The 25,675-nt window shown below is 70.0% G+C and carries 21 protein-coding genes; 10 read left to right on the top strand and 11 right to left on the bottom strand.

Going from position 1 to position 25,675, the window contains the following annotated elements:
- Positions 1 to 28: 28 nt before the first annotated feature.
- Complete coding sequence (gene rplK, locus BST11_RS00360; protein ID WP_067324269.1) at positions 29 to 457, top strand: 50S ribosomal protein L11; 429 nt, start codon at positions 29 to 31, stop codon at positions 455 to 457.
- A gap of 68 nt (positions 458 to 525) precedes the next feature.
- Complete coding sequence (gene rplA / locus BST11_RS00355) at positions 526 to 1,233, top strand: 50S ribosomal protein L1 (protein ID WP_067324267.1); 708 nt, start codon at positions 526 to 528, stop codon at positions 1,231 to 1,233.
- 17 nt (positions 1,234 to 1,250) lie between these two features.
- Here the strand turns inward: rplA and BST11_RS00350 are convergent, their stop codons facing one another.
- From BST11_RS00350 to BST11_RS26955, 10 genes are all read right to left on the bottom strand, one after another.
- Positions 1,251 to 2,468, bottom strand: coding sequence for an RNA polymerase sigma factor (locus BST11_RS00350; protein WP_083136055.1), 1,218 nt, complete (start codon positions 2,466 to 2,468; stop codon positions 1,251 to 1,253).
- Between the two features lie 3 nt (positions 2,469 to 2,471).
- On the bottom strand, positions 2,472 to 3,170 hold the full coding sequence (locus BST11_RS00345; RefSeq protein ID WP_083136219.1) for a YciI family protein: 699 nt from the start codon (positions 3,168 to 3,170) through the stop codon (positions 2,472 to 2,474).
- 93 nt (positions 3,171 to 3,263) lie between these two features.
- On the bottom strand, positions 3,264 to 4,160 hold the full coding sequence (gene mmaA4 / locus BST11_RS00340) for a hydroxymycolate synthase MmaA4 (RefSeq protein ID WP_067324263.1): 897 nt from the start codon (positions 4,158 to 4,160) through the stop codon (positions 3,264 to 3,266).
- Between the two features lie 88 nt (positions 4,161 to 4,248).
- Complete coding sequence (locus BST11_RS00335) at positions 4,249 to 5,130, bottom strand: cyclopropane mycolic acid synthase family methyltransferase (RefSeq protein ID WP_083136054.1); 882 nt, start codon at positions 5,128 to 5,130, stop codon at positions 4,249 to 4,251.
- Positions 5,131 to 5,273: 143 nt separating this feature from the next.
- A complete protein-coding gene (mmaA2, locus tag BST11_RS00330; RefSeq protein WP_067324261.1) occupies positions 5,274 to 6,146 on the bottom strand; it encodes a cyclopropane mycolic acid synthase MmaA2 in 873 nt (290 codons plus the stop codon).
- A gap of 31 nt (positions 6,147 to 6,177) precedes the next feature.
- A complete protein-coding gene (gene mmaA1 / locus BST11_RS00325; protein WP_083136053.1) occupies positions 6,178 to 7,038 on the bottom strand; it encodes a mycolic acid methyltransferase MmaA1 in 861 nt (286 codons plus the stop codon).
- 100 nt (positions 7,039 to 7,138) lie between these two features.
- Complete coding sequence (locus tag BST11_RS00320) at positions 7,139 to 8,044, bottom strand: alpha/beta fold hydrolase (protein WP_083136052.1); 906 nt, start codon at positions 8,042 to 8,044, stop codon at positions 7,139 to 7,141.
- A 9-nt stretch (positions 8,045 to 8,053) separates the two neighbouring features.
- The gene (locus tag BST11_RS00315; RefSeq protein ID WP_142276139.1) at positions 8,054 to 9,400 is read right to left on the bottom strand and encodes an ABC1 kinase family protein; all 1,347 of its coding nucleotides are present in this window, start codon (positions 9,398 to 9,400) and stop codon (positions 8,054 to 8,056) included.
- A gap of 52 nt (positions 9,401 to 9,452) precedes the next feature.
- Positions 9,453 to 10,403: an alpha/beta fold hydrolase gene (locus BST11_RS26960; RefSeq protein ID WP_244897417.1), complete on the bottom strand. Its 951-nt coding sequence runs from the start codon at positions 10,401 to 10,403 to the stop codon at positions 9,453 to 9,455.
- Positions 10,388 to 10,981, bottom strand: coding sequence for a DinB family protein (locus BST11_RS26955; protein WP_142276138.1), 594 nt, complete (start codon positions 10,979 to 10,981; stop codon positions 10,388 to 10,390). Before BST11_RS26955 ends, BST11_RS26960 begins: the two co-directional genes overlap by 16 nt.
- Before the next feature lie 75 nt (positions 10,982 to 11,056).
- On the opposite strand from BST11_RS26955, the gene BST11_RS00305 reads away from it, so the two are divergent.
- The 5 genes from BST11_RS00305 (at position 11,057) to rplL (ending at position 18,125) form a co-directional block, all read left to right on the top strand.
- On the top strand, positions 11,057 to 15,319 hold the full coding sequence (locus BST11_RS00305) for a glycoside hydrolase family 38 N-terminal domain-containing protein (protein WP_083136049.1): 4,263 nt from the start codon (positions 11,057 to 11,059) through the stop codon (positions 15,317 to 15,319).
- Positions 15,316 to 15,933, top strand: a complete 618-nt coding sequence (locus BST11_RS00300) for a DUF7158 domain-containing protein (protein WP_083136048.1) — start codon at positions 15,316 to 15,318, stop codon at positions 15,931 to 15,933. Before BST11_RS00305 ends, BST11_RS00300 begins: the two co-directional genes overlap by 4 nt.
- Entirely contained in the window at positions 15,933 to 16,844 is a 912-nt protein-coding gene (locus tag BST11_RS00295; RefSeq protein ID WP_083136047.1) for an ROK family protein, read from the top strand. Before BST11_RS00300 ends, BST11_RS00295 begins: the two co-directional genes overlap by 1 nt.
- Positions 16,845 to 17,092: 248 nt before the next feature.
- On the top strand, positions 17,093 to 17,695 hold the full coding sequence (rplJ, locus tag BST11_RS00290) for a 50S ribosomal protein L10 (RefSeq protein WP_083136046.1): 603 nt from the start codon (positions 17,093 to 17,095) through the stop codon (positions 17,693 to 17,695).
- Between the two features lie 34 nt (positions 17,696 to 17,729).
- The gene (rplL, locus tag BST11_RS00285) at positions 17,730 to 18,125 is read left to right on the top strand and encodes a 50S ribosomal protein L7/L12 (RefSeq protein WP_067324242.1); all 396 of its coding nucleotides are present in this window, start codon (positions 17,730 to 17,732) and stop codon (positions 18,123 to 18,125) included.
- A gap of 50 nt (positions 18,126 to 18,175) precedes the next feature.
- Here rplL and BST11_RS00280 read toward each other — a convergent pair whose 3' ends face one another.
- Positions 18,176 to 18,883 (bottom strand): TetR/AcrR family transcriptional regulator, encoded by a 708-nt coding sequence (locus tag BST11_RS00280; RefSeq protein WP_083136045.1) that lies wholly within the window; start codon positions 18,881 to 18,883, stop codon positions 18,176 to 18,178.
- Positions 18,884 to 18,945: 62 nt separating this feature from the next.
- Here BST11_RS00280 and BST11_RS00275 point away from each other — a divergent pair, with 62 nt between their 5' ends.
- From BST11_RS00275 to rpoB, 3 genes are all read left to right on the top strand, one after another.
- Entirely contained in the window at positions 18,946 to 20,469 is a 1,524-nt protein-coding gene (locus BST11_RS00275) for a carotenoid oxygenase family protein (RefSeq protein ID WP_083136044.1), read from the top strand.
- Positions 20,470 to 20,640: 171 nt separating this feature from the next.
- Positions 20,641 to 21,654 (top strand): ABC transporter ATP-binding protein, encoded by a 1,014-nt coding sequence (locus BST11_RS00270; protein ID WP_083136043.1) that lies wholly within the window; start codon positions 20,641 to 20,643, stop codon positions 21,652 to 21,654.
- Positions 21,655 to 22,119: 465 nt separating this feature from the next.
- Positions 22,120 to 25,650 (top strand): DNA-directed RNA polymerase subunit beta, encoded by a 3,531-nt coding sequence (rpoB, locus tag BST11_RS00265; RefSeq protein ID WP_276033120.1) that lies wholly within the window; start codon positions 22,120 to 22,122, stop codon positions 25,648 to 25,650.
- Positions 25,651 to 25,675: the final 25 nt, after the last annotated feature.

Raw genomic sequence — 25,675 nt, 5'->3', positions numbered from 1 at the left:
GTTCCCAGGAAGGAAACCGCAACATCTCATGGCCCCGAAGAAGAAGGTCGTTGGGCTGATCAAGCTCCAGATCCAGGCCGGGCAGGCCAACCCCGCCCCGCCGGTCGGGCCCGCGCTCGGCCAGCACGGCGTCAACATCATGGAGTTCTGCAAGGCGTACAACGCCGCGACAGAAAACCAGCGTGGCAACGTCATCCCGGTGGAGATCACGGTCTACGAGGACCGCAGCTTCACCTTCACCCTCAAGACGCCGCCCGCCGCCAAGCTGTTGCTCAAGGCCGCCGGCGTGGGCAAGGGCTCGGCCGAGCCGCACAAGACCAAGGTCGCCAAGGTCAGCTGGGATCAGGTCAAAGAGATCGCCGAGACCAAGAAGTCCGACCTCAACGCCAACGACATCGACGCCGCCGCCAAGATCATCGCCGGCACCGCCCGGTCGATGGGGATCACCGTCGAATAAGATTTTCACCCGTGGGAGGGCTGGCTTCGGCCCGACAAACCACGACCCAACACCGATTGGATGAATGAATGAGCAAGCAAAGCAAGGCGTATCGCGCCGCCGCCGAGAAGATCGACCGCGCCAACCTGTACACCCCGCTGCAGGCGGCCAAGCTCGCCAAGGAGACGTCGTCGACCAAGCAGGACGCCACGGTCGAGGTGGCGATCCGGCTCGGAGTCGACCCGCGCAAGGCCGACCAGATGGTCCGTGGCACCGTCAACCTGCCGCACGGAACCGGTAAGACGGCACGGGTCGCGGTGTTCGCCGTGGGCGACAAGGCCGAGCAGGCGCAGGCCGCCGGCGCGGACATCGTCGGCAGCGACGACCTGATCGAAAAGATCCAGGGCGGGTTCCTGGACTTCGACGCGGCGATCGCCACCCCCGACCAGATGGCCAAGGTCGGTCGCATCGCGCGCATCCTGGGCCCGCGCGGCCTGATGCCCAACCCCAAGACCGGCACCGTCACCCCCGACGTCGCCAAGGCCGTGTCCGACATCAAGGGCGGCAAGATCAACTTCCGCGTGGACAAGCAGGCCAACCTGCACTTCGTCATCGGCAAGGCGTCGTTCGACGAGAAGAGCCTGGCGGAGAACTACGGCGCGGCGATCGACGAGGTGCTGCGGCTCAAGCCGTCGTCGTCGAAGGGCCGTTACCTCAAGAAGATCACCGTGTCGACGACCACGGGCCCCGGCATCCCGGTGGACCCGTCCGTCACGCGCAACTTCGCCGACGCCTGAGGTTCGTTCGGCGAAAGTCACCCGCCGCATTCGGCGATGCGTCGCCGCAGGAATTGCCGGCCCGGCTCGGAACCGTTGGACTCCAACGCCGTTCGGTACCACGTCAGGGCCTCGGCGGGCCGTCCCGCGCGCCGGAGCAGGTCGGCGCGCACCGTCGCGACGAGGTTCGAGCGCGCCAGCCGGGGATCATGCGCCACCGCGTCCAGGGCCGCCAGGCCGGCGTCGGGGCCGTCGCGGAAGCCGACGGCCAGCGCGCGGTTGGCCCGCGCCACCGGGGAGTCCGTGATCTGCAGCAGCCGGTCGTAGGCCGAGCAGACGGTGACCCAGTCCGTCAGCTCCCAGGTCGGCGCCGTCGCGTGCAGGGCGGCGATCACCGCCTGCGGCAGATAGGGACCCGTCGACCCCTCGGCCCGCCGCAGCCTGTCCAGCCCGCGGGTGATGCGGCCCCGATCCCAGCGGCGACGGTCCTGCTCCTCGAGCGGCACCAGCATCCCCGCGGCGTCGGTCCGGGTGGCGCGCCGCGAATCGTGCAGCAGCACCAGGGCGGCCAGCGCGTGCGCCTCCGGCTCGTGCGGCATGAGGGCGCACAGCTCCTGCGCCAGCCGGACGCCCTCGTCGCACAATTCGTCGCGGATCGCCGACGGACCCGCCGTCGACCAATAGCCCTCGGTGAACACCGAGTAGATGCAGCCGAGTACGTGGGGGGTGCGCTCGGGCAGCAGCTCGGCGGGCGGCACGCGCAGCGGGATGTTCGCGTGCCGAACCTTGTTCTTGGCGCGGGTGATTCGCTGGCCGATGGCCGCCTCGCTCTGCAGCAGCGCCCGGGCGATCTCGCCGACGGTCAACCCGGAGACGAGCCGCAGCGTGAGCGCCAGCTGTGACGGCCGGTCCAGCGCCGGGTGCGCACAGGTGAACATCATCCTCAGCTCGTCGTCGCGAACCGGGTGCGGCTCGGCGCGATCTGTGCGTGCCCGGATGTCGTCTACCACCGCGGCCAATTCCTTTCCGGGACGCGCCGATTCGCGGCGCAGCCGGTCCCGGGCGCGGTTGCGGGCGACGGTCACCAGCCATGCGCCGGGATGGTCGGGCGGCCCGTCGCGGGGCCAGGCGCGGAGCGCCTCGGCGCAGGCCTCCTGGACGGCGTCCTCGGCGACGGTGAGGTCGCCGGACCAGCGCGCCAGCGCGGCGACGGCGGGTCCCCATTCCCGGCGGAAGACGCCGTCCAGGTCGGCCATGCGCTACAGGCCGGAGACCCCCGCCAGCTGGCGCAGCTCCACGGCCGAGGCGGGGATCATGGATGCGATCTTGACGGCCTCGTCGCGATCTCCGGCGCTCAGCAGGTAGATGTCGGTGGCGATTTCGGCGCCTTCCACGTAGGGCCCGTCGGTGATCAGGACCTCGCCGTCGCGGACCCGCACGGTCGTCGCGGTGGTCCGGTCGTGCAGGGCGGCGCCGCCGATCACGTGATCGCCCGCCGCCGCGTGCAGGTCGACGTGCTTCGCCGCCACCGCCTCCCACTCCGGCGTGCCCGGGGTGTGTGCGGAGGCGGGCGGCTCCAGCAGCAGCGCGAGCCAGTCGTTGCCGGTGAGCTTGCGGGACAGCTCCACCGAATGGACCAGCGGCCACAACTCCACCGCCCCGAACGCGGCGACCGGGACGCCGCGCGCCAAGGCCAGCGCCTCGTCGAGGTTCTCCGCCTCGAAGACGTAGTAGCCGCAGGCCACCTCGGCGGACTCGGCGAACGGGCCGTCGCTGACGACCGGCGCGTCCGGGCCGCCGGAGATGCGCACACCGGTCGCGGCCGGCGTCAGGGCGTCGCCGGCCCTGATCGCCGCGGCGGCCGTGGCGTGAAAGCTCTCGAACGCTGCCATCGCGGCGGCCCCGTCTTCGGGCGTGCGGTCTTGCTCCCTGCTGATCAACAGCGCGAAGTACTGCATGTTCATCACCTCCGGTAAGGAGCGAAGCCTCCTGCTCCACTCTCTACCTACTCGACGAACGGCGCATCCCCGATCCGACAGGCGCCGGGAAACTCAGGCGGCGGCGCCCGGCTTGAGGTAGGTCACCAGGCGGACGTCGAGCATCTCGTCGGAGAAGTAGTGTTCGCAGCCGCGCAGGTACTTCATGTAGCGGTTGTAGACCTCTTCGGAGGTGACCTCGATCGCCTTCTCCCGGTTGGACTCCAGCGTGTCGCCCCAGATGTGCAGCGTCTTGATGTAGTGCGGGCGCAACGAAAGCGTCTCGGGCACAACGAAACCGGCCTTCTCGCCGTGCTCGACCATCATCTCGGCGGAGGGCAGCCGCCCGCCGGGGAAGATCTCGGTGATGATGAACTTGATGAAGCGCGCCGTCTCGAAGCTCAGCTTCTTGCCGCGCGCGGCCATGTCGAACGGGTGATAGCCGACGCTGCTCTGTATCGTCATCCGGCCGTCGGAGGGCATGATGTCGAAACACCGCTTGAAGAAGTCGTCGTAGTTCTCGTGGCCGAAGTGCTCGAAGGCCTCGATCGACACGATCCGGTCGACGGGCTCGTTGAAGTCCTCCCAGCCGTGCAGCCGCACCTGGCGCGAGCGGCCGGTGTCCAGCGCGCCCAGCACCTGCTCGCAGCGGGCGTGCTGGTTCTTCGACAGCGTCAGGCCGACGACGTTGACGTCAAACCGCTCGATGGCGCGCTTCATGGTGGTGCCCCAGCCGCAGCCGATGTCCAGCAGCGTCATGCCCGGCTTGAGGTCCAGCTTGTCCAGGTTGAGGTCGATCTTGGCGTACTGGGCCTCCTCGAGCGAGATGTCCGGCGGCTCGAAGTATGCGCAGCTGTAGGTCCGGGTGGCGTCCTGGAACAGCGCGAAGAAGTCGTCGGAGACGTCGTAGTGCGCCTGAATGTCTTCGAAGCGCGTCCGCGTCTTCGTCGGGCTCGTCGGTTGCTCAGCCATTTCTCGTCTTGTTCTCCTGGAAGAATTCACTGCCTGAAGCGCAGGCCCGCGCTGTCGTGGCGTTACCCGACGAGCACGATACCCAAGTTCACTTCTCCAACGTGAATTGGTTGCAGTCGATGTAGCCCATCCGGAACGCCTTGGCGCAGCCGGTCAGGAACTTCATGTAGCGCTCGTAGACCTCTTCGGACTGGATCGCGATGGCCTCGTCCCTGTGCGCCTCGAGGGCCTCCGCCCAAAAGTCCAGGGTCTTGCCGAAGTCCTCCTGCAGCGACTGGATGCGGGCCACCTTGAAGCCCACCTTCGCCGAGTGCTCCGCGACGGTCTCGATCATGGGCAGCCGCCCGCCCGGGAAGATCTCGGTCACGATGAAGCGGATGAACTTGGCCATCTCCATCGTCAGCGGTATGCCGCGCTCCATCACCTGCTTCACGTGCAACCCCGTGATCGCATGCAGCGCCATCACCCCGTCGGCGGGCATCGCCTCGTAGGCGAACTTGAAAAAGTCGTCGTAACGGTGGAAGCCGAAATGCTCCAGCGCCTCGATGATGACGATGCGGTCCACCGGTTCGCCGAACTCCGCCCAGTCGCTCAGCAACACCCGCCGGGACCGGGCGCTGTCAACCTGGTCGAGCAGCTCCCGGCAGTAGGCGTGCTGATTCCTCGACAGGGTCAGCCCGACGACGTTGACGTCGTAGCGCTCGACGGCGCGCTTCATGACCGACCCCCAGCCGCAGCCGATGTCGAGCAGGGTCATCCCCGGCTCGAGGCCCAGCTTGTCCAGCGTCAGGTCGATCTTGGCGAGCTGCGCCTCGTGCAGGGTCATGCCCTCGCGCGGGAAGTAGGCGCAGCTGTAGGTGCGGGTGGGGTCGACGAACAGCGCGAAGAATTCGTTCGACAGGTCGTAGTGCGCTCGGACATTGTCGGAATCAGACCGCATCCGCGTGGCGCCCACTCGATTCTCAGACATAATGTCCTCCCGATTGACAGGCACCTTCACAGGTGTCTGCCCCCGGCACCCTACACGGGGCCGGGCGCATCGCTCGCATTTAAGGTCGCATGCCCTTGGGTTTTTCGCTCGAGCCCCGCGCCCCAGTGTGACGGTTGCAAGCGCTATTTCTCCAGCGTGAACTGGTTGACGTCGATGTAGCCGATGCGGAACGCCTCGGCGCAGCCGGTGAGGTACTTCATATACCGCTCATAGACCTCTTCGGACTGGATCGCGATGGCCTCGTCGCGGTGCGCCTGCAGCGCCTGCGCCCACAGGTCCAGCGTCCTGGCGTAGTGCGGCTGCAGCGACTGCCGGCGGGTCAACGTGAAACCGGCGTTGCCCGACCGCTCGGTCACCATCTCGATCGACGGCAACCGGCCACCCGGGAAGATCTCGGTGACGATGAACTTGATGAAGCGGGCCATCTCGAAGGTCAGCGGAATGCCGCGCTCGATGCACTGCGGACCCGTGAGCCCGGTGATGGTGTGCAGCAGCATCACGCCGGCGTCGGGCGGGCCGGGAAGGATTCGGTGGGCCAACGCGAAGAAGTCGTCGTAGCGGTCGTGGCCGAAGTGCTCGAACGCGCCGATCGACACGATGCGGTCGACGGGCTCGTCGAACTGCTCCCACCCGGCCAGCAGCACCCGCCTGGTGCGCGGGGTGTCCATCTCCTCGAACGACTTCCGCACGTGGGCGGCCTGGTTCTTCGACAGCGTCAGGCCGACGACGTTGACGTCGTACTTCTCGACCGCCCGCCGCATCGTGGCTCCCCAGCCGCAGCCGACGTCGAGCAACGTCATGCCGGGCCGCAAGCCCAGCTTGCCCAGCGCCAGGTCGATCTTGGCGAGCTGCGCCTCTTCCAGCGTCATGTCGTCGCGCTCGAAGTACGCGCAGCTGTAGGTCTGGGTGGGGTCGAGGAACAGGCGGAAAAAGTCGTCGGACAGGTCGTAGTGCGCCTGCACGTCGTCGAAGTGTGGCTTCAGTTCCTTGGCCATGGCGCTAGGTGCCTCCCCCCGGCCGGGTCGCTCACTTGGTGAGGGTGAACTGCGCGACGTTGATAAGCCCGCGGCGGAACCGCGCCGCACACCCGGTGAGGTAGTGCATGAAGTTGTCGTAGACCTCTTCGGACTGCACGGCTATGGCGCGATCCCGGTTGGCCTCCAGGTTGGCGGCCCAGGTGTCCAGCGTCTTGGCGTAGTGCTGCTGCAGCGGCTGGGTTTGCTCGACGGAAAACCCAGCGGCACGCGCGTTGTCGACGATGTCGGGCTCGGACGGCAGCTCGCCGCCGGGGAAAATCGACTCGCGCAGGAATTTCAGGAAGCGCAGGTCGCTCATCGTCAGCGCGATGCCCTGCTCGTGCAGCCACCGGCGGTCATAGGTGAACAAGCTGTGCAACAGCATCCGGCCGTCGTCGGGCAGGATGTCGTAGGAGCGCTCGAAGAACGCGCCGTAGCGCTCCTTGTGGAAGGCGTCGAACGCCTCGAAGGAGACGATCCGGTCGACCTTCTCGTCGAACTCCTCCCAACCCTGCAGGCGCGCCTCGGCGCGTCGCGTCGTCGGGATCTCGGCGAGCCGGGCCCGGCTGCGCTCACAGTGGTTGCGGCTCAGCGTGAGTCCGACGACGTTCACGTCGTACTTCTCGACGGCCCGCACCAGCGCCCCGCCCCAGCCGCACCCGACGTCGAGCAGCGTCATCCCGGGCTCCAGGTTCAGCTTGTCCAGCGCCAGGTCCAATTTGGCCAGCTGCGCCTCTTCCAGCGTCATGTCGTCGCGCTCGAAGTAGGCGCAGGTGTAGACCCAGGTGGGGTCGAGGAAGAGCCCGAAGAAGTCGTCCGAAATGTCGTACGCGGCTTGCGAGTCTTCGTAGTAGGGCTTGAGCTCCGCCATTATTAGACATCCTCCCAACGGCAACCGTACAACGGGGCAAGACCTTGTGTGAAATTCGCAGGGGCACTATAAAAGCCGCCCGATGGCGGCCCCCATCGCCTCAGCCGGCCTCGGCGAAGTTGCTCGTCAGCACACCGATCACCCGATCCCACAGTTGCTGAGGCAGGTCGTGGCCCATGCCGTCAAACAAGACTAGTCGAGCGCCGGTGATGGCGCGTGCAACGGCGCGGCCGCCCGAGGGCCGCATCAGCTTGTCGGCGCGGCCGTGCAGGACCACCGTCGGTGCGACCGTCCGCCGGTTGTAGCCGAGCAGGCTGCCGCTGGCCATGACCGCGCTGAAGTGCCGCGCGACGCCCCAGGGGTAATAGCTGCGCTCGTAGCCCTCGATGGCCTCCGCGCGGACCCGCTCCTCGGGCGCGCGGTAGGCCGGGCTGCCGGTGATCTTCGTGACGCGCACGGCGTTGTCGACGATCACGTCGCGGGGAGATCCGGGCGGCGGGCCCTTCAGGACCGCCAGCAGGGCGCGCGGCGCCGGCGGCGGCAGGAAGGGGCGATTGTTGCTCGAGAAGATGACCGCCAGGCTCTTGGTCCGCTCGGCGAACCGCGCGGCGAAGATCTGCGCGATCATGCCGCCCATCGAGGCCCCGACGATGTGGGCGCGCGCGATGCCCAGGTGATCGAGCACGGCGGCGGCGTCGTCGGCCAGGTCCTCCAGCGCGTACGCCGCGTCGTCGCGCAGCCCGAACCAGAACCGCAGCAGCCGCGGGACCAGGGGCCGCCCGCCGCCCGCCGCTGGCGTCTTGGTGGACAGGCCGACGTCGCGGTTGTCGTACCGGATGACGCGCAGGCCTTGGGCGACCAGCCTCTCGCAGAACTCCGTCCGCCACAGCAGCAGCTGCGCGCCCAGCCCCATGATCAGCAGCACGGGTGGGTCGTCGACGTCACCCATGTCCTCGTAGTAGAGCTTCAGGTCACCCGAAATGGCCTCGCCGCTGCGGGTCTGCATCACAGCGCTCTAGACCTCGATGTCGGACTGGTGCTCGCGGCTGACCTCGACCATGAAGTTCGCGAAGTACCCCGTCAGCTGCGGGTCGGACATCATCTGCCACTTGGGCGCCAGCAGCTTCATGTACCGCTCGACGTAGAGGAACTGCTTGCCGATCAGCACCAGCTCGCGGGGCAGCTTGACGTCGTAGGCGTCGGCGAGCGTCGACAGCTGCCGCCCGATGTCGGCGTAGGACATGTCGCCCAGCGTCTGCATCGTCAGCGGGGTGGCGAACTTCTCCAGGTCCTTGGCGGCCTGGGCCTCGGGCTTCATGGTGCCGACGGCGCCCATCAGCACGACGATCTTGCCGGCGGCCGCGTGGTCCTTCTTGACCAGCAGCGCGTAGACCAGCTCCCGCAGCAGCCAGCGGGTGCGGGGATCGATGCGGCCCATGATGCCGAAGTCGAAGAACACGATGCGGCCCTCGTCGTCGACGTACAGGTTGCCTGCGTGCAGATCGCCGTGGAACAGCCCGTGTCGCAGCCCGCCCTCGAACACGGAGAACAGCAGCGCCTTGACCAGTTCGGTGCCGTCGAACCCGGCCTTGCGGATCTCGGCGACGTTGTCGATGCGGATGCCGTGCACCCGCTCCATGGTCAGCACCCGCTCGGTGGTGAACTCCCAGTACACCTGCGGGACCCGGATGTTCTTGCCCAGCGGCGACGCGTGCAGGTGGGCGACCCACGCCTCCATCGACTGGGCCTCGAGGCGGAAGTCCAGCTCCTCGGCCAGGTTGGCGGCGAAGTCGGCGACCACGTCCTGCGCCGACAAGCGGCGGCCGAGCTTGGCCAGCTCGACGGCCTGGGCGAACCGCTTGAGGATCTGCAGGTCGGCCGCGACCCGCCGCCGGATGCCCGGGCGCTGGATCTTGACGACGACCTCCTCGCCGCTGTGCAGGGTGGCGTAGTGCACCTGCGCGATGGACGCCGAGGCGAACGGCGTTTCGTCCCACTTGGCGAACAGCTCGGCCGGGTCGCGGCCCAGGTCCTCGACGAAGAGCTTGTGCACCTCTTTGGGGTCGGCGGGCGGCACCCGGTCGAGCAGGCCGCGGAACTCGCGGGACAGCGACTCGCCGAACGCGCCGGGGCTGGAGGCGATGATCTGCCCGAACTTCACGTACGTCGGCCCCAGGTCGGCGAACGTGCCGGGGAGCTGCTTGATGACTTTCTGCTGCCAGGGGCCCCGGCTTGGGAGCTTGGTGACGACGCGGGCGGCGGCGCGGGTGACCTGCCAACCGGTGGCTGCTACCCGGGCCGCTTCGATGGGTAAGGGCACCCGGTCGAGCTTGGCCACCTCGCGGTGTTTGGTAGTAGTCATTTCAGCAGTCTGCCAAATCGTGGGTGTCAAGTCCCAATTCCTGTGAGCGCGCTCACCGGGCCCGCGCGGCCCCCGCGAGCGCGAAGTTCTCGGTGAGGGCCTCGACGATCGGGCGCCAGACCGGCTCGGGAAGGTCGTGTCCCATCCCCTCGATCACCACGAAACGGGCGGCGGGGATGGCCGCCGCGAGGGCGCGCCCGTTGCGCGGCCGCACCATCGGATCGGCCGAACCGTGCAGCACCACCGTCGGGGCGGTGACCGCCTTGCTGTAGCGCAACAGGCTGCCGGTGCCCAGCATGGCGTCGACGTGGCGCAGCCGGCCCGGCGGGTAGCTGCAGCGGTCCGCGAGCCGCCGGACCCGCTCGCGCAGTTCGGCGTCGGACGGCAGGAAGTTGGGGCCGTTGAACACCGCGATGTTGCGCGCCTCGTAGGCCACCTTGTCCGCATCGGGGGCGTCCGCGGCGGGGGCGTCGAACCGCAGCCTGATGACGCGCCAGGCCGGCAGCGCCGAGAGCGGCTTGCCGGTGCTGGACATGATGAGGCCCAGGGAGGCGACCCGCCGCGGCTCGGTGGCGGCCAGGATCTGCGCGATCATGCCGCCCATCGAGGCGCCCACGACGTGGGCCCGCGCGATGCCCAGGTGGTCGAGCAAGGCGACCACGTCCCCGGCCATGTCGACCAGGTTGTAGGGCACGCGGCTGGGCCTGCCCAGCACATAGCTGCCCACCCGACGGTAGACCGAGCCCCGCGCCCGCAGCCCGTGCATCTTGGCCGACAGCCCGATGTCGCGGTGGTCGAAGCGGACGACGCGATAACCGGCGCCGACGAGGCGCGCGCAAAATCCGTCGGGCCACATGGGCAGCTGCGCGCCCAGGCCCATGATGAGCAGCACGGGCGGTGCGGCGGGGTCGCCCAGGTCCTCGTAGTAGAGGCCGACGGTGCCGTGCGGTGTCTCGCGGCGCGCGATGCCGCTGCGGGTCGGGAGGGTCAGGACTTGCCCCAAGGCGTCACCCAGCCCTCGATCTCCCACCGCTCCAGCGCCGCGATCAGCTCGTACATGGTGGCGCCGTCGATGGATTCCCGAATGATGTCGGCGTGGCCCGCGTGGCGCGCCAGCTCGTTGATCACGTGCAGGATCACCCACCGCACCGACCAGGCCGGCTGGTTTTTGGGAAACCACGGGATGTCCTGCGGGACGGGCACCGCGGCGTCGAGGTCGGCGGTTTCCACCAGCCGCAGCGATTCCGCGTTCCGCGCCGCGAAGGCCTCGAGCAGCCCGGCCAGCGTCTCGTCGGGCCGCATCACGTGCTGGTCGGCAAACTCCTTGGCGATCGCGTCGAACGGACGGGGGTCTTTGGCCGGTGCGCCGGGCGCCGCGGCGACGCGCGCCATCCAGGTGCGCTGCATGGCCGTGGCGTGCTTGATCAGCCCGCCGACGGACAGCGCGCTGACCGTGGGCGTCGACCGGGCCTGCTCGTCGGTGAGGCCGTAGGCGACGGCGAAGTAAGCGCTTTGGTGGAACGCCATGAATTCGCGCAGGGCGCTGCGTTCGTCGGCGACGGGCGGGGCGAGGGCGGGCATGGCTCATGGTACTTCGCGCGATCGGGTCTCACGACGGCCGATGCCGGGGCGGCCCGCCCGCCGTAAGGTGCAGGGATGCAGGTGGTTTCGGCGGCCTCGACCGAGCTCTTCACCGGGCCGCCGGACGCTCCGCTGCAACTGGCGCGCGTCACCGTCGCCGGCTGCGAGCAGCCGACGCCGATCCGCATCGACGGCGACGGCCTGAGCGGCGAGGCCGTCGCCGCGGGAGACCGGGCCGGGTTCGAGGTCGTCGAGGTGCCGCTGACGGTCGACCGGCCGCGCGTCGGACAGCGACGGGCCGCGGTGGCGCACGCGGGGCCCGACGCGACGTTGGCCTTCGAGTTCACCGTGGCCGAGCCCGGCTGGACGATGTTCATGGTCAGCCACTTCCACTACGACCCCGTCTGGTGGAACACCCAGGGCGCCTACACCAGCGAGTGGACCGAAGACCCGCCCGGCCGCGCGCGCCAGACCAATGGCTTCGAGCTGGTGCACGCGCACCTGGAGATGGCCCGCCGCGAGCCCGAATACAAGTTCGTGCTCGCCGAGGTGGACTACCTCAAGCCGTACTGGGACACCCGCCCCGAGGACCGCGCCGACCTGCGCCGGCTCATCGTGCAGGGCCGCGTCGAGGTGATGGGCGGCACCTACAACGAGCCCAACACCAACCTCACCAGCCCGGAAACCACCATTCGAAACCTGGTGCACGGCATGGGTTTTCAGCGTGACGTGCTCGGCGCCGACCCGGCCACCGCGTGGCAGCTCGACGTGTTCGGCCACGACCCGCAGTTCCCCGGTATGGCCGCCGACGCCGGGCTGACGTCGAGCTCGTGGGCCCGTGGACCCCACCACCAGTGGGGCCCGGCGCATTCCGGCGGCGTCGAGGGCATGCAGTTCTGCAGCGAGTTCGAGTGGATCGCGCCGTCGGGCCGCGGCCTGCTGACCCACTACATGCCCGCGCACTACTCGGCGGGCTGGTGGATGGACTCGTCGACCACCCTGGCCGAGGCCGAGGACGCCACCTACCAGCTGTTCGATCAGCTCAAGGCGGTCGCCCTGACCCGCAACGTGTTGCTGCCGGTCGGGACCGACTACACCCCGCCGAACAAGTGGGTCACCGCGATCCACCGCGACTGGGCCGCGCGCTACACGTGGCCGCGGTTCGTGTGCGCGCTGCCGCGGGAGTTCTTCGCGGCGGTGCGCGCCGAGCTGGCGCAGCGCGGGTCGTCGTCTTCGGGGCCGTCACCGCAGACCCGGGACATGAACCCGATCTACACCGGCAAGGACGTGTCCTACATCGACACCAAGCAGGCCAACCGGGCCGCCGAGAATGCCGTCCTGGAAGCCGAGCGCTTCGCCGTGTTCGCCGGGCTGCTGGCCGGCGCGCCGTACCCGCAGGCCGCCCTGGCCAAGGCGTGGGTGCAGCTGGCCTACGGCGCGCACCACGACGCGATCACCGGCTCGGAGTCCGACCAGGTCTACCTCGACCTGCTGACCGGGTGGCGCGACGCGTGGCAGCTGGGCCGCACGGCCCGCGACAACGCCCTGGCCGAGTTGTCCGGGCCGTCCGGCGGCGCGCGGGCCCACGCCGGCGACGTGACCGTCTGGAACCCGCTGGCGCACCGGCGCACCGACGTCGTCACCGCCCGGCCGGTCACGCCGCTGGGCCCGGGGGTCCGGGTGCTCGACGCCGACGGCGCCCGGGTGCCCGCGCACGTCGAGCACGGCGGGCGCTCGGTCACCTGGCTGGCGCGCGACGTGCCGTCGCTGGGCTGGCGGGCCTACCGGCTGGTGCCCGGCGACGACGGGGCCGCCGGGGCCGGCTGGCGGCCGGTTCCCGGCTTCCGGATCGCCAACGAGCACCACCGGCTGGAGGTCGACCCGCGGCGCGGCGGGACGGTCGTGTCGTGGGAGCGGGACGGCCGCCAGCTGATCGCCGAGGGCCGGGTGGGCAACGAGCTCGCCCTGTACGAGGAATATTCGCAGCACCCGACGCAGGGGGAGGGGCCGTGGCACCTCCTGCCCCGCGGCCCCGTGGTCTGCTCGTCGGCGTACCCGGCGCGCGTGCAGGCCTTCCACGGCCCGCTCGGCCAGCGGCTGGTGGTGCGCGGCCGCATCGGCGGGCAGCTGCGCTACACCCAAACCCTGACCCTGTGGGACGGCGTGGCCCGGCTGGACTGCCGCACCACCGTCGACGAATTCACCGGCGAGGACCGCCTGCTGCGGCTGCGCTGGCCGTGCCCCGTGCCGGGCGCCATGCCGGTCAGCGAGGTCGGCGACGCCGTCATCGGGCGGGGCTTCGCGCTGCTGCACGAGGGCGACCGCTCGGTGGACACCGCGCAACACCCGTGGACGCTGGACAACCCGGCCTACGGCTGGTTCGGGCTGTCCTCGGCGGCGCGGGTCCGCGTCGAGGGCGCCCTGGGTAAGGCGGTGCGGGCGCTCTCGGTGGCCGAGGTGGTGGCGCCGGCCGAGGCCGGGTCCGGGCCGCTGGCCCGCGAGCTGATGGTCGCGCTGGTCCGCGCCGGGGTGACGGCCACCTGCAGCGGCGCCGACAAGCCGCGCTACGGCCGCCTCGATGTCGACTCCAACCTGCCCGACGTCCGGATCGCCCTCGGCGGGCCCGCCCGCAACTCCTTCACCAAAGACGTTCTGACGCAGGCAGATCCGGAATACGCCGCCGAGCTCGAGCGCCAGCTGGCCGAAACCGGCCGGGCGAGGCTCTGGGTGCCGGCCGCGACCCCGCTGGCGGCCGCCTGGGTGCCCGGCGCGGACCTGAGCGGGCCGCGGGCGCTGCCCGTCCTGGTGATCGACGGCGACGACGGCGTCCGCGACGAGGGCCTGGCCGCCGCGATCGCGTCGGTGGCCGGCGAGCTGGCGAACTCGCAGGCCGCCGAGATCCGCGTGTCCCAGCGGGCGCCGTCGGGCATGGGCCCCTTCGAGGACCGCACGGTCGCGCTGTTCAACCGCGGCGTGCCGAGCTTCGCCGTCGACCCCGACGGCACCCTGCACACCGCGCTGCTGCGCTCCTGCACCGGCTGGCCGTCCGGCACGTGGATCGACGACCCGCGCCGCACCGCGCCCGACGGATCCAACTTCCAGCTCCAGCACTGGACGCACACCTTCGACTACGCGCTGGTCAGCGGCGACGGCGACTGGCGGCGGGCGGCGATCCCGGCCCGCAGCGCCGAGTTCGCCCACCCGCTGCTCGCCGTGCCCGGCGGCGGGCGGGGCGGGGCCGCGCCGACGGGATCGCTGCTGCGCGTCGAGCCCGCCGGCGTCGTGCAGCTGGCGGCCCTCAAGGCGGCCGGCAACCCGCTGGCGTCGTGCAGCGCACGCCCGCTGGACCCGGGCGAGGTGGTCCTGCGGTTGGTGGAGACGACGGGCCGGGGCGCCCGGGTGTCGGTCGACTCCGGGGTGGGCAAACTGAGCGCGCTGCGGCGCGCCGATCTGCTGGAAAACCCGCTCGCCGGTCCGCCGGCGGGCGCCGCGTCGATCGACCTGCACGGCTATCAGGTGGCCACCGTGCTGGCCCACCTCGAAATGCCCGGTGGCGCGGGGGATTCTGCCGAGCTCGCGCCCAACGCCGAAGCGGCGCAGCCGCTCTACGCGCGGTATTGGCTGCACAACCGCGGGCCCGCGCCGCTCGGCGGCCTGCCGGCCGTCGCGCACCTGCACCCGCAGCGCTTGGCGGGCCCGCCGGGCGGAGAGGTGGTGTTGCGGCTCACCGCGGCCAGCGATTGCAGCGACGCCGCGGTGCGCGGCGCGGTGACCGTCGCGTGCCCCGCCGGGTGGTCGGCCACACCGGCCGCGCTGCCCTTCACGCTGTGCGCCGGCGATCACCGCGAGGCCGACATCGTGGTGTCGATCCCGGCGCGGGCGAAGCCCGGCCCCTACCCGGTGCGCGCCCAGCTGTGCCTGACCGGCGACGACCTCCCCGCGTCGTGGCGCCAGGTGGTCGAGGACGTGTGCATCGTCGAGGTCGGCGCGCGCGCGGCGGGCGGCGAGGTCCGCGGGACCGACCTGGTCCACCTCGTCGACGGCCCGGCCGACGTCGAGCTCGCGCCCGGGGACACGGCCCGGCTGACCGTGACCGTCGGCACCCGGGCGCGGGCCGACCTGGCGGTCGAGGCGCACCTGATCAGCCCGTGGGGCACCTGGGAGTGGATTGGCCCCGCCGCGCTCGGCGCGGTGCTGCCCGCCCGCGGCACCGTCGAGCTCGACTTCGAGGTGGCCCCGCCCGCCTGGCTCGACCCTGGGCGGTGGTGGGCGTTGGTCCGGGTCGGCTGCGCCGGTCGGCTGCTCTACTCGCCGGCGGTGAAGGTGACCGTGACATGAGCCCCGGGTGGGTGGCCACCGTCGCCGGCGAACCGGTCCCCGTCGACGAGGTCGACGCCGCCGAGGCGCGGCTGCGCCGCGGCCCGGCGGCCGCCGCGCTGCCCGGGCGCGGGACCAGCGAGGGCCGGCAGCTGCGGCGCTGGCTCACCCAACTGATCGTGACCCGGCGCGTGGTCGCCGCCGAGGCCGCCGCCCGCGGCCTGACCGGGCGCGACGCGCCCGCCGAGGCCGACCTGCTGCCCGACGCCACCGCGCGGCTGGAGATCGGCAGCGTGGCCGCCGCGGCGCTGGCCGATCCACGGGCGCGAACGCTGTTCGCCGCCGTCACCGCCGCCGTCGACGTCAGCGACGACGACGTCGCCGGCTACCACGCCCGCAACCCGCTGCGGTTCGCCGCGCCCAGCCCCGGCCCGCACGGCTGGCGCGCCCCGCCGCAGGCCGGGCCGCCGCTGGCGCAGGTGCGCGCGGCGATCGCCGACCATCTGCGCGGCGCCGCGCGCCGGCGCGCCTTCCGCGTGTGGCTGGACGCGCGCCGCGCCGAGGCGGTCCGGCTCGCGCCCGGCTACGAACACCCTGGCGACCCGCGCCAGCCCGACAACACCCACCGCCACTGATGGCCGCGCTGACGCTGTGCCTCGACATCGGCGGCACCAAGATCGCCGCCGGCCTGGCCGATTCCGCCGGCGCGCTGGTGCACACCGCCATCCGCCCGACCCCGGCCGGCGCCGCGGCCGAGGACGTCTGGGCCGCCGTCGCCGGGCTCATCGCCGAGACGCTGCCCGTCGCCGACGGCGCCGTCGCCGCGGTCGGCGTCGGCTCGGCCGGCCCGATCGACCTGCCCACCGGCGGCGTCAGCCCGATCAACATCCCGTCCTGGCGCGGCTTCCCGCTGCGCGACCGGGTCGCCGCCGTGATTCCCGGCGTGCCCGTGCGGCTGGGCGGCGACGGCGTGTGCATGGCGCTGGGCGAGCACTGGCGGGGGGCGGGCCGCGGCGCGCGGTTTCTGCTCGGAATGGTGGTGTCCACCGGCGTGGGCGGCGGACTGGTGCTCGACGGCGCCCCGTACACCGGGCGCACCGGCAACGCCGGCCACGTCGGCCATGTCGTGGTCGACCAGGACGGCCGGCCGTGCCCGTGCGGCGGGCGCGGCTGTGTGGAAACCGTCGCGGCCGGCCCGTCGCTGGTGCGCTGGGCGCTGGCCAACGGCTGGTCCCCGCCACCGGGCGCCGGTGCCCGGGAGCTGGCCGCCGCGGCCGCGGCCGGCGACCCGGTGGCCGTTCGGGCGTTTGCCCGGGGCGCGAGGGCGCTGGCGGCGATGATCGCCTCGGTCGCCGCGACGTGCGACCTCGACCTCGTCGTCGTCGGCGGCGGCGTCGCGAAGTCCGGGGCGGTGCTCTTCGACCCGCTGCGGACCGCGCTGGCCGGCTACGCGGGGCTGGACTTCCTGTCCGGCCTGCGGGTGGTGCCGGCCGCCCTCGGCGGGGACGCCGGCCTGGTCGGCGCGGCCAGGCTGGCCTTGCTCTAGCCGAGCGTTTTGGCTGACCGCGGGGGGTCGCGCTATTGTGTGTGGCGATCCACCGAAGACCGTCGGTCACCGAGCAATCGGTCGAAGGTCCGGGAAACATCCCGGCGGCCCGCGCAGGAGGACGAGGCACACGCCGGCACCCACCGGCGCATTTGTACGCCCCGGCCGTTTCCTGCGCCGGGGCGTTCGTCGTTTCACGGGTGGTCACCGACGACACGTCACACGGACTTCGACCCAGGAGGTTAGGCATGGCCAGGGCTGACAAGGCCACCGCCGTGGCAGACATCGCCGAGCAGTTCAAGGACGCGACGGCCACCCTGATCACCGAATACCGCGGCTTGACCGTGGCCAACCTGGCCGAGCTGCGCCGGTCCCTGGCGGGCTCGGCGACCTACACCGTGGCCAAGAACACGCTCATCAAGCGAGCGGCCGCCGACGCCGGCATCGAGGGTCTCGACGAGCTGTTCGTCGGCCCGACGGCCATCGCGTTCGTCCGCGGCGAGCCGGTGGACGCGGCCAAGGCCATCAAGACCTTCGCCAAGGACAACAAGGCGCTGGTCATCAAGGGCGGCTACATGGACGGCCACCCGTTGACCGTCTCCGAAGTCGAGCGCATCGCGGACCTGGAATCCCGCGAGGTGCTGCTGGCCAAGCTGGCCGGCGCGATGAAGGGCAACCTCGCCAAGGCGGCCGGCCTGTTCGCCGCCCCGGCCTCGCAGGTGGCCCGGCTCGCGGCCGCGCTCCAGGACAAGAAGGCCGCCGAGCCCGCCGCCGAGGCGCCCGCCGAGGCCGCAGAACCAGCTTCCGAAGCACCGACCGAGGCTCCGGAAACCCCGGCCGAAGCCGAATAACCCCAAACCCCGAAACCAGGAAGGACCCACACCCATGGCAAAGATGTCCACCGACGACCTGCTCGACGCGTTCAAGGAGATGACGCTGCTGGAGCTCTCCGACTTCGTCAAGAAGTTCGAGGAGACCTTCGAGGTCACCGCGGCCGCTCCGGTCGCCGTCGCCGCAGCCGGTGGCCCGGCCGCCGGCGGTGCGCCCGCCGAGGCCGCCGAGGAGCAGTCGGAGTTCGACGTCATCCTCGAGGCCGCCGGCGACAAGAAGATCGGCGTCATCAAGGTGGTCCGCGAGATCGTGTCCGGCCTGGGACTCAAGGAGGCCAAGGACCTCGTCGACGGCGCCCCCAAGCCGCTGCTCGAGAAGGTCGCCAAGGAGGCGGCCGACGAGGCCAAGACCAAGCTCGAGGCCGCCGGCGCCACCGTCACCGTCAAGTAGGTCAACCCGCGCGAACCCCCGGGGCCACGCGGTCCCGGGGGTTCGCGCGTTCAGCCGGTACCGAACGCGGCGTGGAACGACTGCCGCATCCGTTCGGGCGAGTCTCCCAGGGCGACAAAGAGATTTGTGAACATCGAGCCAAGCACCGGCACGACCGCCGCGCCGTCTTCGCCATAGAACCCGGCGAGTTCGAGCAACACGAACCCGTGCATGAGTGCCCAGAACTGGGCTGCGGTGGCGACCACCGTTTCGTCGTCATCGGCGCCGCCAAGGGTGATGCGACCGGCCAGTACCGACCGTCGTACCGCGCGCACCAGATGCGCGAAGCTGGGAATCTCCGCCTCGATCTGGGCGACGGTCAGCTGCAGGACGTTGCCGGCCGGTGCGTTGATGCCGTGGGCGCTGGTGCTGCCGAACATCAGTCGATACATGTGCGGCCGCTCAATCGCATAGCGTCGATAGGCCATGCCGATGGCCGCTATGTCGGCCACCGGGTCAGCTGTTTCCGGCACCGACAGCGCGGCGTCGAACTGCCGCAGGCTCTCCTCGGCGACCGCGGCGATCAGGCCCCGCATCCCGCCGAAGTGGGTGTACAGCGCCATCGTCGAGGTCCCCGCGGCGCGCGCCACCGTCCGGGTCTGCAGCGCGTCGGGGCCCTGCTCGTCGAGCAGGGCGACGGCGGCGTGCAGCATCTCCCCACGAACGCTGCGCACTCCGCGAGCGCCGCTCTCTGTTTCCGAGGAAGTCATCCTTGCCATCTTGTCACCACCGGCGTACCGTGCCAATAACGCTGAAATAACAATGTTATAGGAGCTTAGCGGTGACATCCACACGAGCCACGCAAACCCGGAATCCGTACCTCGAGGACGTTTTGGCGCCGGTGGGCGCCGAAGTCACCGCGACCGACCTGAAGGTCACCGGGCACATCCCGGAGCAACTCGACGGGCGTTACCTGCGCAACGGGCCCAACCCGGTCCAGGAGGTCGACCCCGCCACCTACCACTGGTTCACCGGCGACGCGATGGTGCACGGCGTGGCGCTGAGCGGCGGGCAGGCGCGCTGGTACCGCAACCGCTGGGTGCGCACCGCGCACGTGTGCGCGGCGCTGGGCGAGCCGGCCCCCGCCGGGCTGGATCCGCGGGCCGGCATGCTGTCGGTCGGGCCCAACACCAATGTGCTCAGCCACGCCGGACAGACGTTGGCTCTGGTCGAGGGCGGCGGTGCGAACTACCGCCTCACCGACGAGCTGGACACCGTGGGGACGTGCGACTTCGACGGGACGCTGGCCGCCGGCTACACCGCCCACCCCCATCGCGACCCCCGCACCGGCGAACTGCACGCCGTGTCCTACTCGTTCGCCCGCGGGCGGAGCGTGCAGTACTCGGTGATCGACGCCCAGGGGCGCGCCCGGCGCACCGTCGACATCGACGTGACCGGCTCGCCGATGATGCACGACTTCTCGCTGACCGACAAATACGTGGTGATCTATGACCTGCCCGTCACGTTCGACCCGGTCCAGGTGATGCCGGCCAACGTGCCCCGCTGGCTGGATCTGCCGGCCCGGCTGGTCATGCAGTCGCTCGTCGGCCGCGTGCGGGTCCCCGGCCCGATGGCGACGATGATGAACCGCAATCGCGAGCCGATCGATCGCATGCCCTACCGCTGGAACCCGAAATACCCGGCGCGCATCGGCGTCATGCCCCGCGAGGGCGGCAGCGCCGACATCCGCTGGTTCGACATCGAGCCCTGCTACGTCTACCACCCGCTCAACGCCTACTCCGAGGCGCGCGACGGCGCCGAGGTGGTGGTGCTCGACGTGGTCCGCTACTCGACGATGTTCGACCGCGACCTGCGCGGACCCGGCGACAGCCGCCCGACCCTGGATCGCTGGACCGTCAACCTGGCGACCGGCGCGGTGAGCAGCGAACGCCGCGACGACCGGCCGCAGGAGTTTCCCCGCATCAACGAGGCCCTGCTGGGCGGGCGGCACCGGTTCGGCTACACGGTCGGCACCGAGGGCGGTTATCTCTCCGACGGCGGCCACGAGACGACCGAGATGTCTACGGCGCTGTACAAGCACGACTACGACACCGGCTCCGTCATGGCGGCCCCCCTCGACCGCGACCTTTTTATCGGTGAGATGTCCTTCGTCCCGAACCCCGCGCCCGGCCCGAAGGATCGCGCCGAGGACGACGGCATCCTGATGGGCTACGGCTACCACCGCGGCCGCGACGAGGGGCAGCTGCTGTTGCTGGACGCGCAGACCCTCGAGCCGATGGCCACCGTGCACCTGCCGCAGCGGGTCCCGATGGGCTTCCACGGCAACTGGGCGCCGACGGGCTGACCGCCGGCTAACACGCACGTCAAATACCGTTGCGTCGCCGGGTCTCGGGACGGCCAATTTTTGCCGGCTGTGCCGGACAAGCCTGATGCCGGACACCCGCCGTGCGCTACAGTGACTCATGCCACATAAAAGGGCAGGTGGCGGGCACGAGCGTCGACGGAAGGATTCCCCATGGGCGTCGCTATCGAGGTGAGAGGACTGACCAAGTCCTTTGGTCCCTCGAGGATTTGGGAAGACGTGACTTTGGATATCCCCGCCGGGGAGGTCAGCGTCCTGCTGGGGCCGTCGGGTACCGGCAAATCGGTGTTCCTGAAGTCGCTGATCGGCCTGCTGCGCCCGGAGCGCGGCTCGATCATGATCGACGGCACGGACATCCTCGAGTGCTCGGCCAAGGAGCTCTACGAGATCCGCACGCTGTTCGGCGTGATGTTCCAGGACGGCGCGCTGTTCGGTTCGATGAACCTGTTCGACAACGCGGCCTTCCCGCTGCGCGAGCACACCAAGAAAAAGGAAAGCGAGATCCGTGACATCGTCATGGAGAAGCTGACCCTGGTCGGCCTCGGCGGCGACGAGAAGAAGTTCCCCGGTGAGATTTCCGGCGGTATGCGCAAGCGCGCCAGCCTGGCCCGGGCGCTCGTGATGGACCCGCAGATCATCCTGTGCGACGAGCCGGACTCGGGTCTGGACCCGGTTCGCACCGCCTACCTGAGCCAGCTGATCCTCGACATCAACGCCCAGATCGACGCGACCGTGCTGATCGTGACGCACAACATCAACATCGCCCGCACCGTGCCCGACAACATGGGCATGTTGTTCCGCCGCAAGCTGGTCATGTTCGGCCCGCGCGAGGTGCTGCTGACCAGCGACGAACCGGTGGTGCGGCAGTTCCTCAACGGCCGGCGCATCGGCCCGATCGGCATGTCCGAGGAGAAGGACGAGGCGACCATGGCCGAAGAGCAGGCCATGATCGACGCCGGCCACCACGCCGGCGGTGTCGAGGAGATCCAGGGGGTGCCGCCGCAGATCGTCGCGACGCCGGGGATGCCGGAGCGCAAGGCCGTCGCGCGGCGGCAGGCCCGGGTCCGCGAGATCCTGCACACGTTGCCCAAGAACGCCCAGGCGGCGATCCTCGACGACCTCGAAGGCACCCACCGGTACCGCGCAAACGAGTTCGGCAACCAGTAGCGCGCCCGGCCCGACGCCCCCGCCACGACGCAGCCATGACGCACGCCAGCACGCGAGCCAGGACGCGAAAATTTTGCGATAACTTGGTGCAACTTGCGGCGCCGCCCCCTTGACGGCAGGGCCTAAACGGGTCAGTCTGTTGGGCAGCATGTGTCCAGGGGAGATTCGAGATCGCCAGCCAGCGCCGATGTCCCTTGGCTCATTTGTCGTGGGTAGTTGAGGAATGCGCCGTCCTGCGCTATTGTTGGACGTTGCGCTGGCTACTTCCTGCCCACCTCACAATCGCCACTTGGCTGCCAAAGACACTGTGGTCTTCGCCTGAGCCCCCTCTGCGGCTTAGCCATTTAGTTGCGCGCGTGAGATCCGGGCAGATCGTTCGCCAGCCTAACCGACAAAATTGATGCGGCGAGCTGGCCGGTGTCCCCGGGTTCCCGTGAGCCGCACGCGGTGCTGGAAGGATGCATCTTGGCAGGTTCCCGCCAGAGCAAGAAAACCCCCCAAACTTCCTCCTACAACTCCGTGCCCGGAGCGCCAAACCGAGTTTCATTCGCCAAGCTCCGCGAACCCCTCGAGGTTCCGGGGCTTCTTGACGTGCAGACCGACTCGTTCGAGTGGCTGATCGGCTCGCCGCGGTGGCGCGAGGCCGCGGCCGCCAGGGGCGAGGGCAAGGGCGGCGCCGACCCGATGGGCGGCCTCGAAGAGGTGCTCTACGAGCTTTCGCCGATCGAGGACTTCTCCGGGTCGATGTCGCTGTCGTTCTCGGACCCGCGCTTCGACGAGGTCAAGGCGCCGGTCGACGAGTGCAAAGACAAGGACATGACGTACGCGGCCCCGCTGTTCGTCACGGCCGAGTTCATCAACAACAACACCGGCGAGATCAAGAGCCAGACGGTGTTCATGGGCGACTTCCCGATGATGACCGAGAAGGGCACCTTCATCATCAACGGGACGGAGCGCGTCGTCGTCAGCCAGCTGGTGCGCTCGCCCGGCGTCTACTTCGACGAAACCATCGACAAGTCCACCGAGAAGATCCTGCACAGCGTCAAGGTGATCCCCAGCCGCGGCGCGTGGCTGGAGTTCGACGTCGACAAGCGCGACACCGTGGGCGTGCGCATCGACCGCAAGCGCCGCCAGCCGGTCACCGTGCTACTCAAGGCGCTCGGCTGGACCAACGAGCGCATCACCGAGCGGTTCGGTTTCTCCGAGATCATGATGTCGACGCTGGAGAAGGACAACACCGCCGGCACCGACGAGGCGCTGCTGGACATCTACCGCAAGCTGCGCCCGGGTGAGCCGCCGACCAAGGAGTCCGCGCAGACGCTGCTGGAGAACTTGTTCTTCAAGGAGAAGCGCTACGACCTGGCCAGGGTGGGCCGCTACAAGGTCAACAAGAAGCTGGGGCTCAAAGCGGCGGATTCCGCCGAGCAGTTCAAGACCACGCTGACCGAAGAGGACATCGTCGCCACCATCGAGTACCTGGTGCGCCTGCACCACGCCTCGACCGACGGCCAGCCGGCCGTCATGACCGTGCCCGGCGGCGTCGAGGTGCCGGTGGAGACCGACGACATCGACCACTTCGGCAACCGCCGGCTGCGCACGGTCGGCGAGCTGATCCAGAACCAGATCCGGGTCGGCATGTCCCGGATGGAGCGCGTCGTCCGTGAGCGGATGACGACCCAGGACGTCGAGGCCATCACGCCGCAGACGCTGATCAACATCCGCCCCGTGGTCGCCGCGATCAAGGAGTTCTTCGGCACCAGCCAGCTCTCCCAGTTCATGGACCAGAACAACCCGCTGTCCGGGCTGACGCACAAGCGCCGCCTGTCGGCGCTGGGCCCGGGCGGCCTGTCGCGTGAACGCGCCGGGCTGGAGGTCCGCGACGTGCACCCGAGCCACTACGGCCGCATGTGCCCGATCGAGACCCCGGAGGGTCCCAACATCGGCCTGATCGGCTCGCTGTCGGTGTACGCGCGGGTCAACCCGTTCGGGTTCATCGAGACGCCCTACCGCAAGGTGGTGGACGGGGTCGTCACCGACGAGATCGTGTACCTGACCGCCGACGAGGAGGACCGCCACGTGGTGGCGCAGGCCAACTCGCCGATCGACGCGGACGGCCGGTTCGTCGAGAAGCGCGTGCTGGTCCGCCGCAAGGCGGGCGAGGTCGAGTACGTGCCCTCGTCCGAGGTGGACTACATGGACGTCTCGCCGCGCCAGATGGTGTCGGTGGCCACGGCCATGATCCCGTTCCTCGAGCACGACGACGCCAACCGGGCCCTGATGGGCGCCAACATGCAGCGCCAGGCGGTTCCGCTGGTGCGCAGCGAGGCGCCGCTGGTGGGCACGGGCATGGAGTTGCGCGCCGCGATCGACGCCGGCGACGTCGTCGTCGCGGACAAGTCCGGGGTGATCGAGGAGGTCTCCGCCGACTACATCACCGTGATGGCCGACGACGGCACCCGGCACACCTACCGGATGCGCAAGTTCGCCCGGTCCAACCACGGAACCTGCGCCAACCAGTCGCCGATCGTGGACGCGGGTGACCGCGTCGAGGCCGGCCAGGTGATCGCCGACGGTCCGTGCACCCAGAACGGTGAGATGGCGCTGGGCAAGAACCTGCTCGTGGCGATCATGCCGTGGGAGGGCCACAACTACGAGGACGCGATCATCCTCTCCAACCGCCTGGTCGAAGAGGACGTGCTCACCTCGATCCACATCGAGGAGCACGAGATCGACGCCCGCGACACCAAGCTGGGCGCCGAGGAGATCACCCGGGACATCCCGAACGTCTCCGACGAGGTGCTGGCCGACCTCGACGAGCGCGGCATCGTGCGGATCGGGGCCGAGGTTCGCGACGGCGACATCCTGGTCGGCAAGGTCACCCCGAAGGGTGAGACGGAGCTGACCCCGGAGGAGCGGCTGCTGCGGGCGATCTTCGGCGAGAAGGCCCGCGAGGTCCGCGACACCTCGCTGAAGGTGCCGCACGGCGAGTCCGGCAAGGTCATCGGCATCCGCGTGTTCTCCCGTGAGGACGACGACGAGCTGCCCGCCGGCGTCAACGAGCTGGTCCGCGTCTACGTGGCCCAGAAGCGCAAGATCTCCGACGGCGACAAGCTCGCCGGCCGGCACGGCAACAAGGGCGTGATCGGCAAGATCCTGCCGGTCGAGGACATGCCGTTCCTTCCCGACGGCACGCCGGTGGACATCATCCTGAACACCCACGGTGTGCCGCGACGGATGAACATCGGCCAGATCCTGGAGACCCACCTCGGCTGGTGCGCGCACAGCGGCTGGAAGGTCGACACGTCCAAGGGCGTTCCGGAGTGGGCGGGCAACCTGCCCGAGGAGCTGTTGCACGCCGAGCCGAGCGCCATCGTGTCGACGCCGGTGTTCGACGGCGCGCAGGAGGCCGAGCTGCAGGGTCTGCTGTCGGCCACGCTGCCCAACCGCGACGGCGAGGTCCTGGTGGACGGCGACGGCAAGGCGGTGCTGTTCGACGGCCGCAGCGGCGAGCCGTTCCCGTACCCGGTGACCGTCGGCTACATGTACATCATGAAGCTGCACCACCTGGTGGACGACAAGATCCACGCCCGCTCCACCGGCCCGTACTCGATGATCACCCAGCAGCCGTTGGGCGGTAAGGCGCAGTTCGGCGGCCAGCGGTTCGGCGAGATGGAGTGCTGGGCCATGCAGGCCTACGGCGCGGCGTACACGCTGCAGGAGCTGCTGACCATCAAGTCCGACGACACCGTCGGGCGGGTCAAGGTGTACGAGGCGATCGTCAAGGGCGAGAACATTCCCGAGCCCGGCATCCCCGAGTCGTTCAAGGTCCTGCTCAAGGAGCTGCAGTCGCTGTGCCTCAACGTCGAGGTGCTGTCCAGTGACGGCGCGGCCATCGAGCTGCGCGAGGGCGAGGACGAATACCTGGAGCGGGCCGCGGCCAACTTGGGGATCAACCTGTCCCGCAACGAATCAGCGTCCGTTGAGGACCTGGCTTAACAACTTTTTTCGGCAACTAAACCCG

This window comes from Mycobacterium alsense, assembly GCF_002086635.1.
GTDB lineage: Bacteria > Actinomycetota > Actinomycetes > Mycobacteriales > Mycobacteriaceae > Mycobacterium > Mycobacterium alsense.
This window is presented reverse-complemented; position numbering and strand designations above follow the sequence as displayed.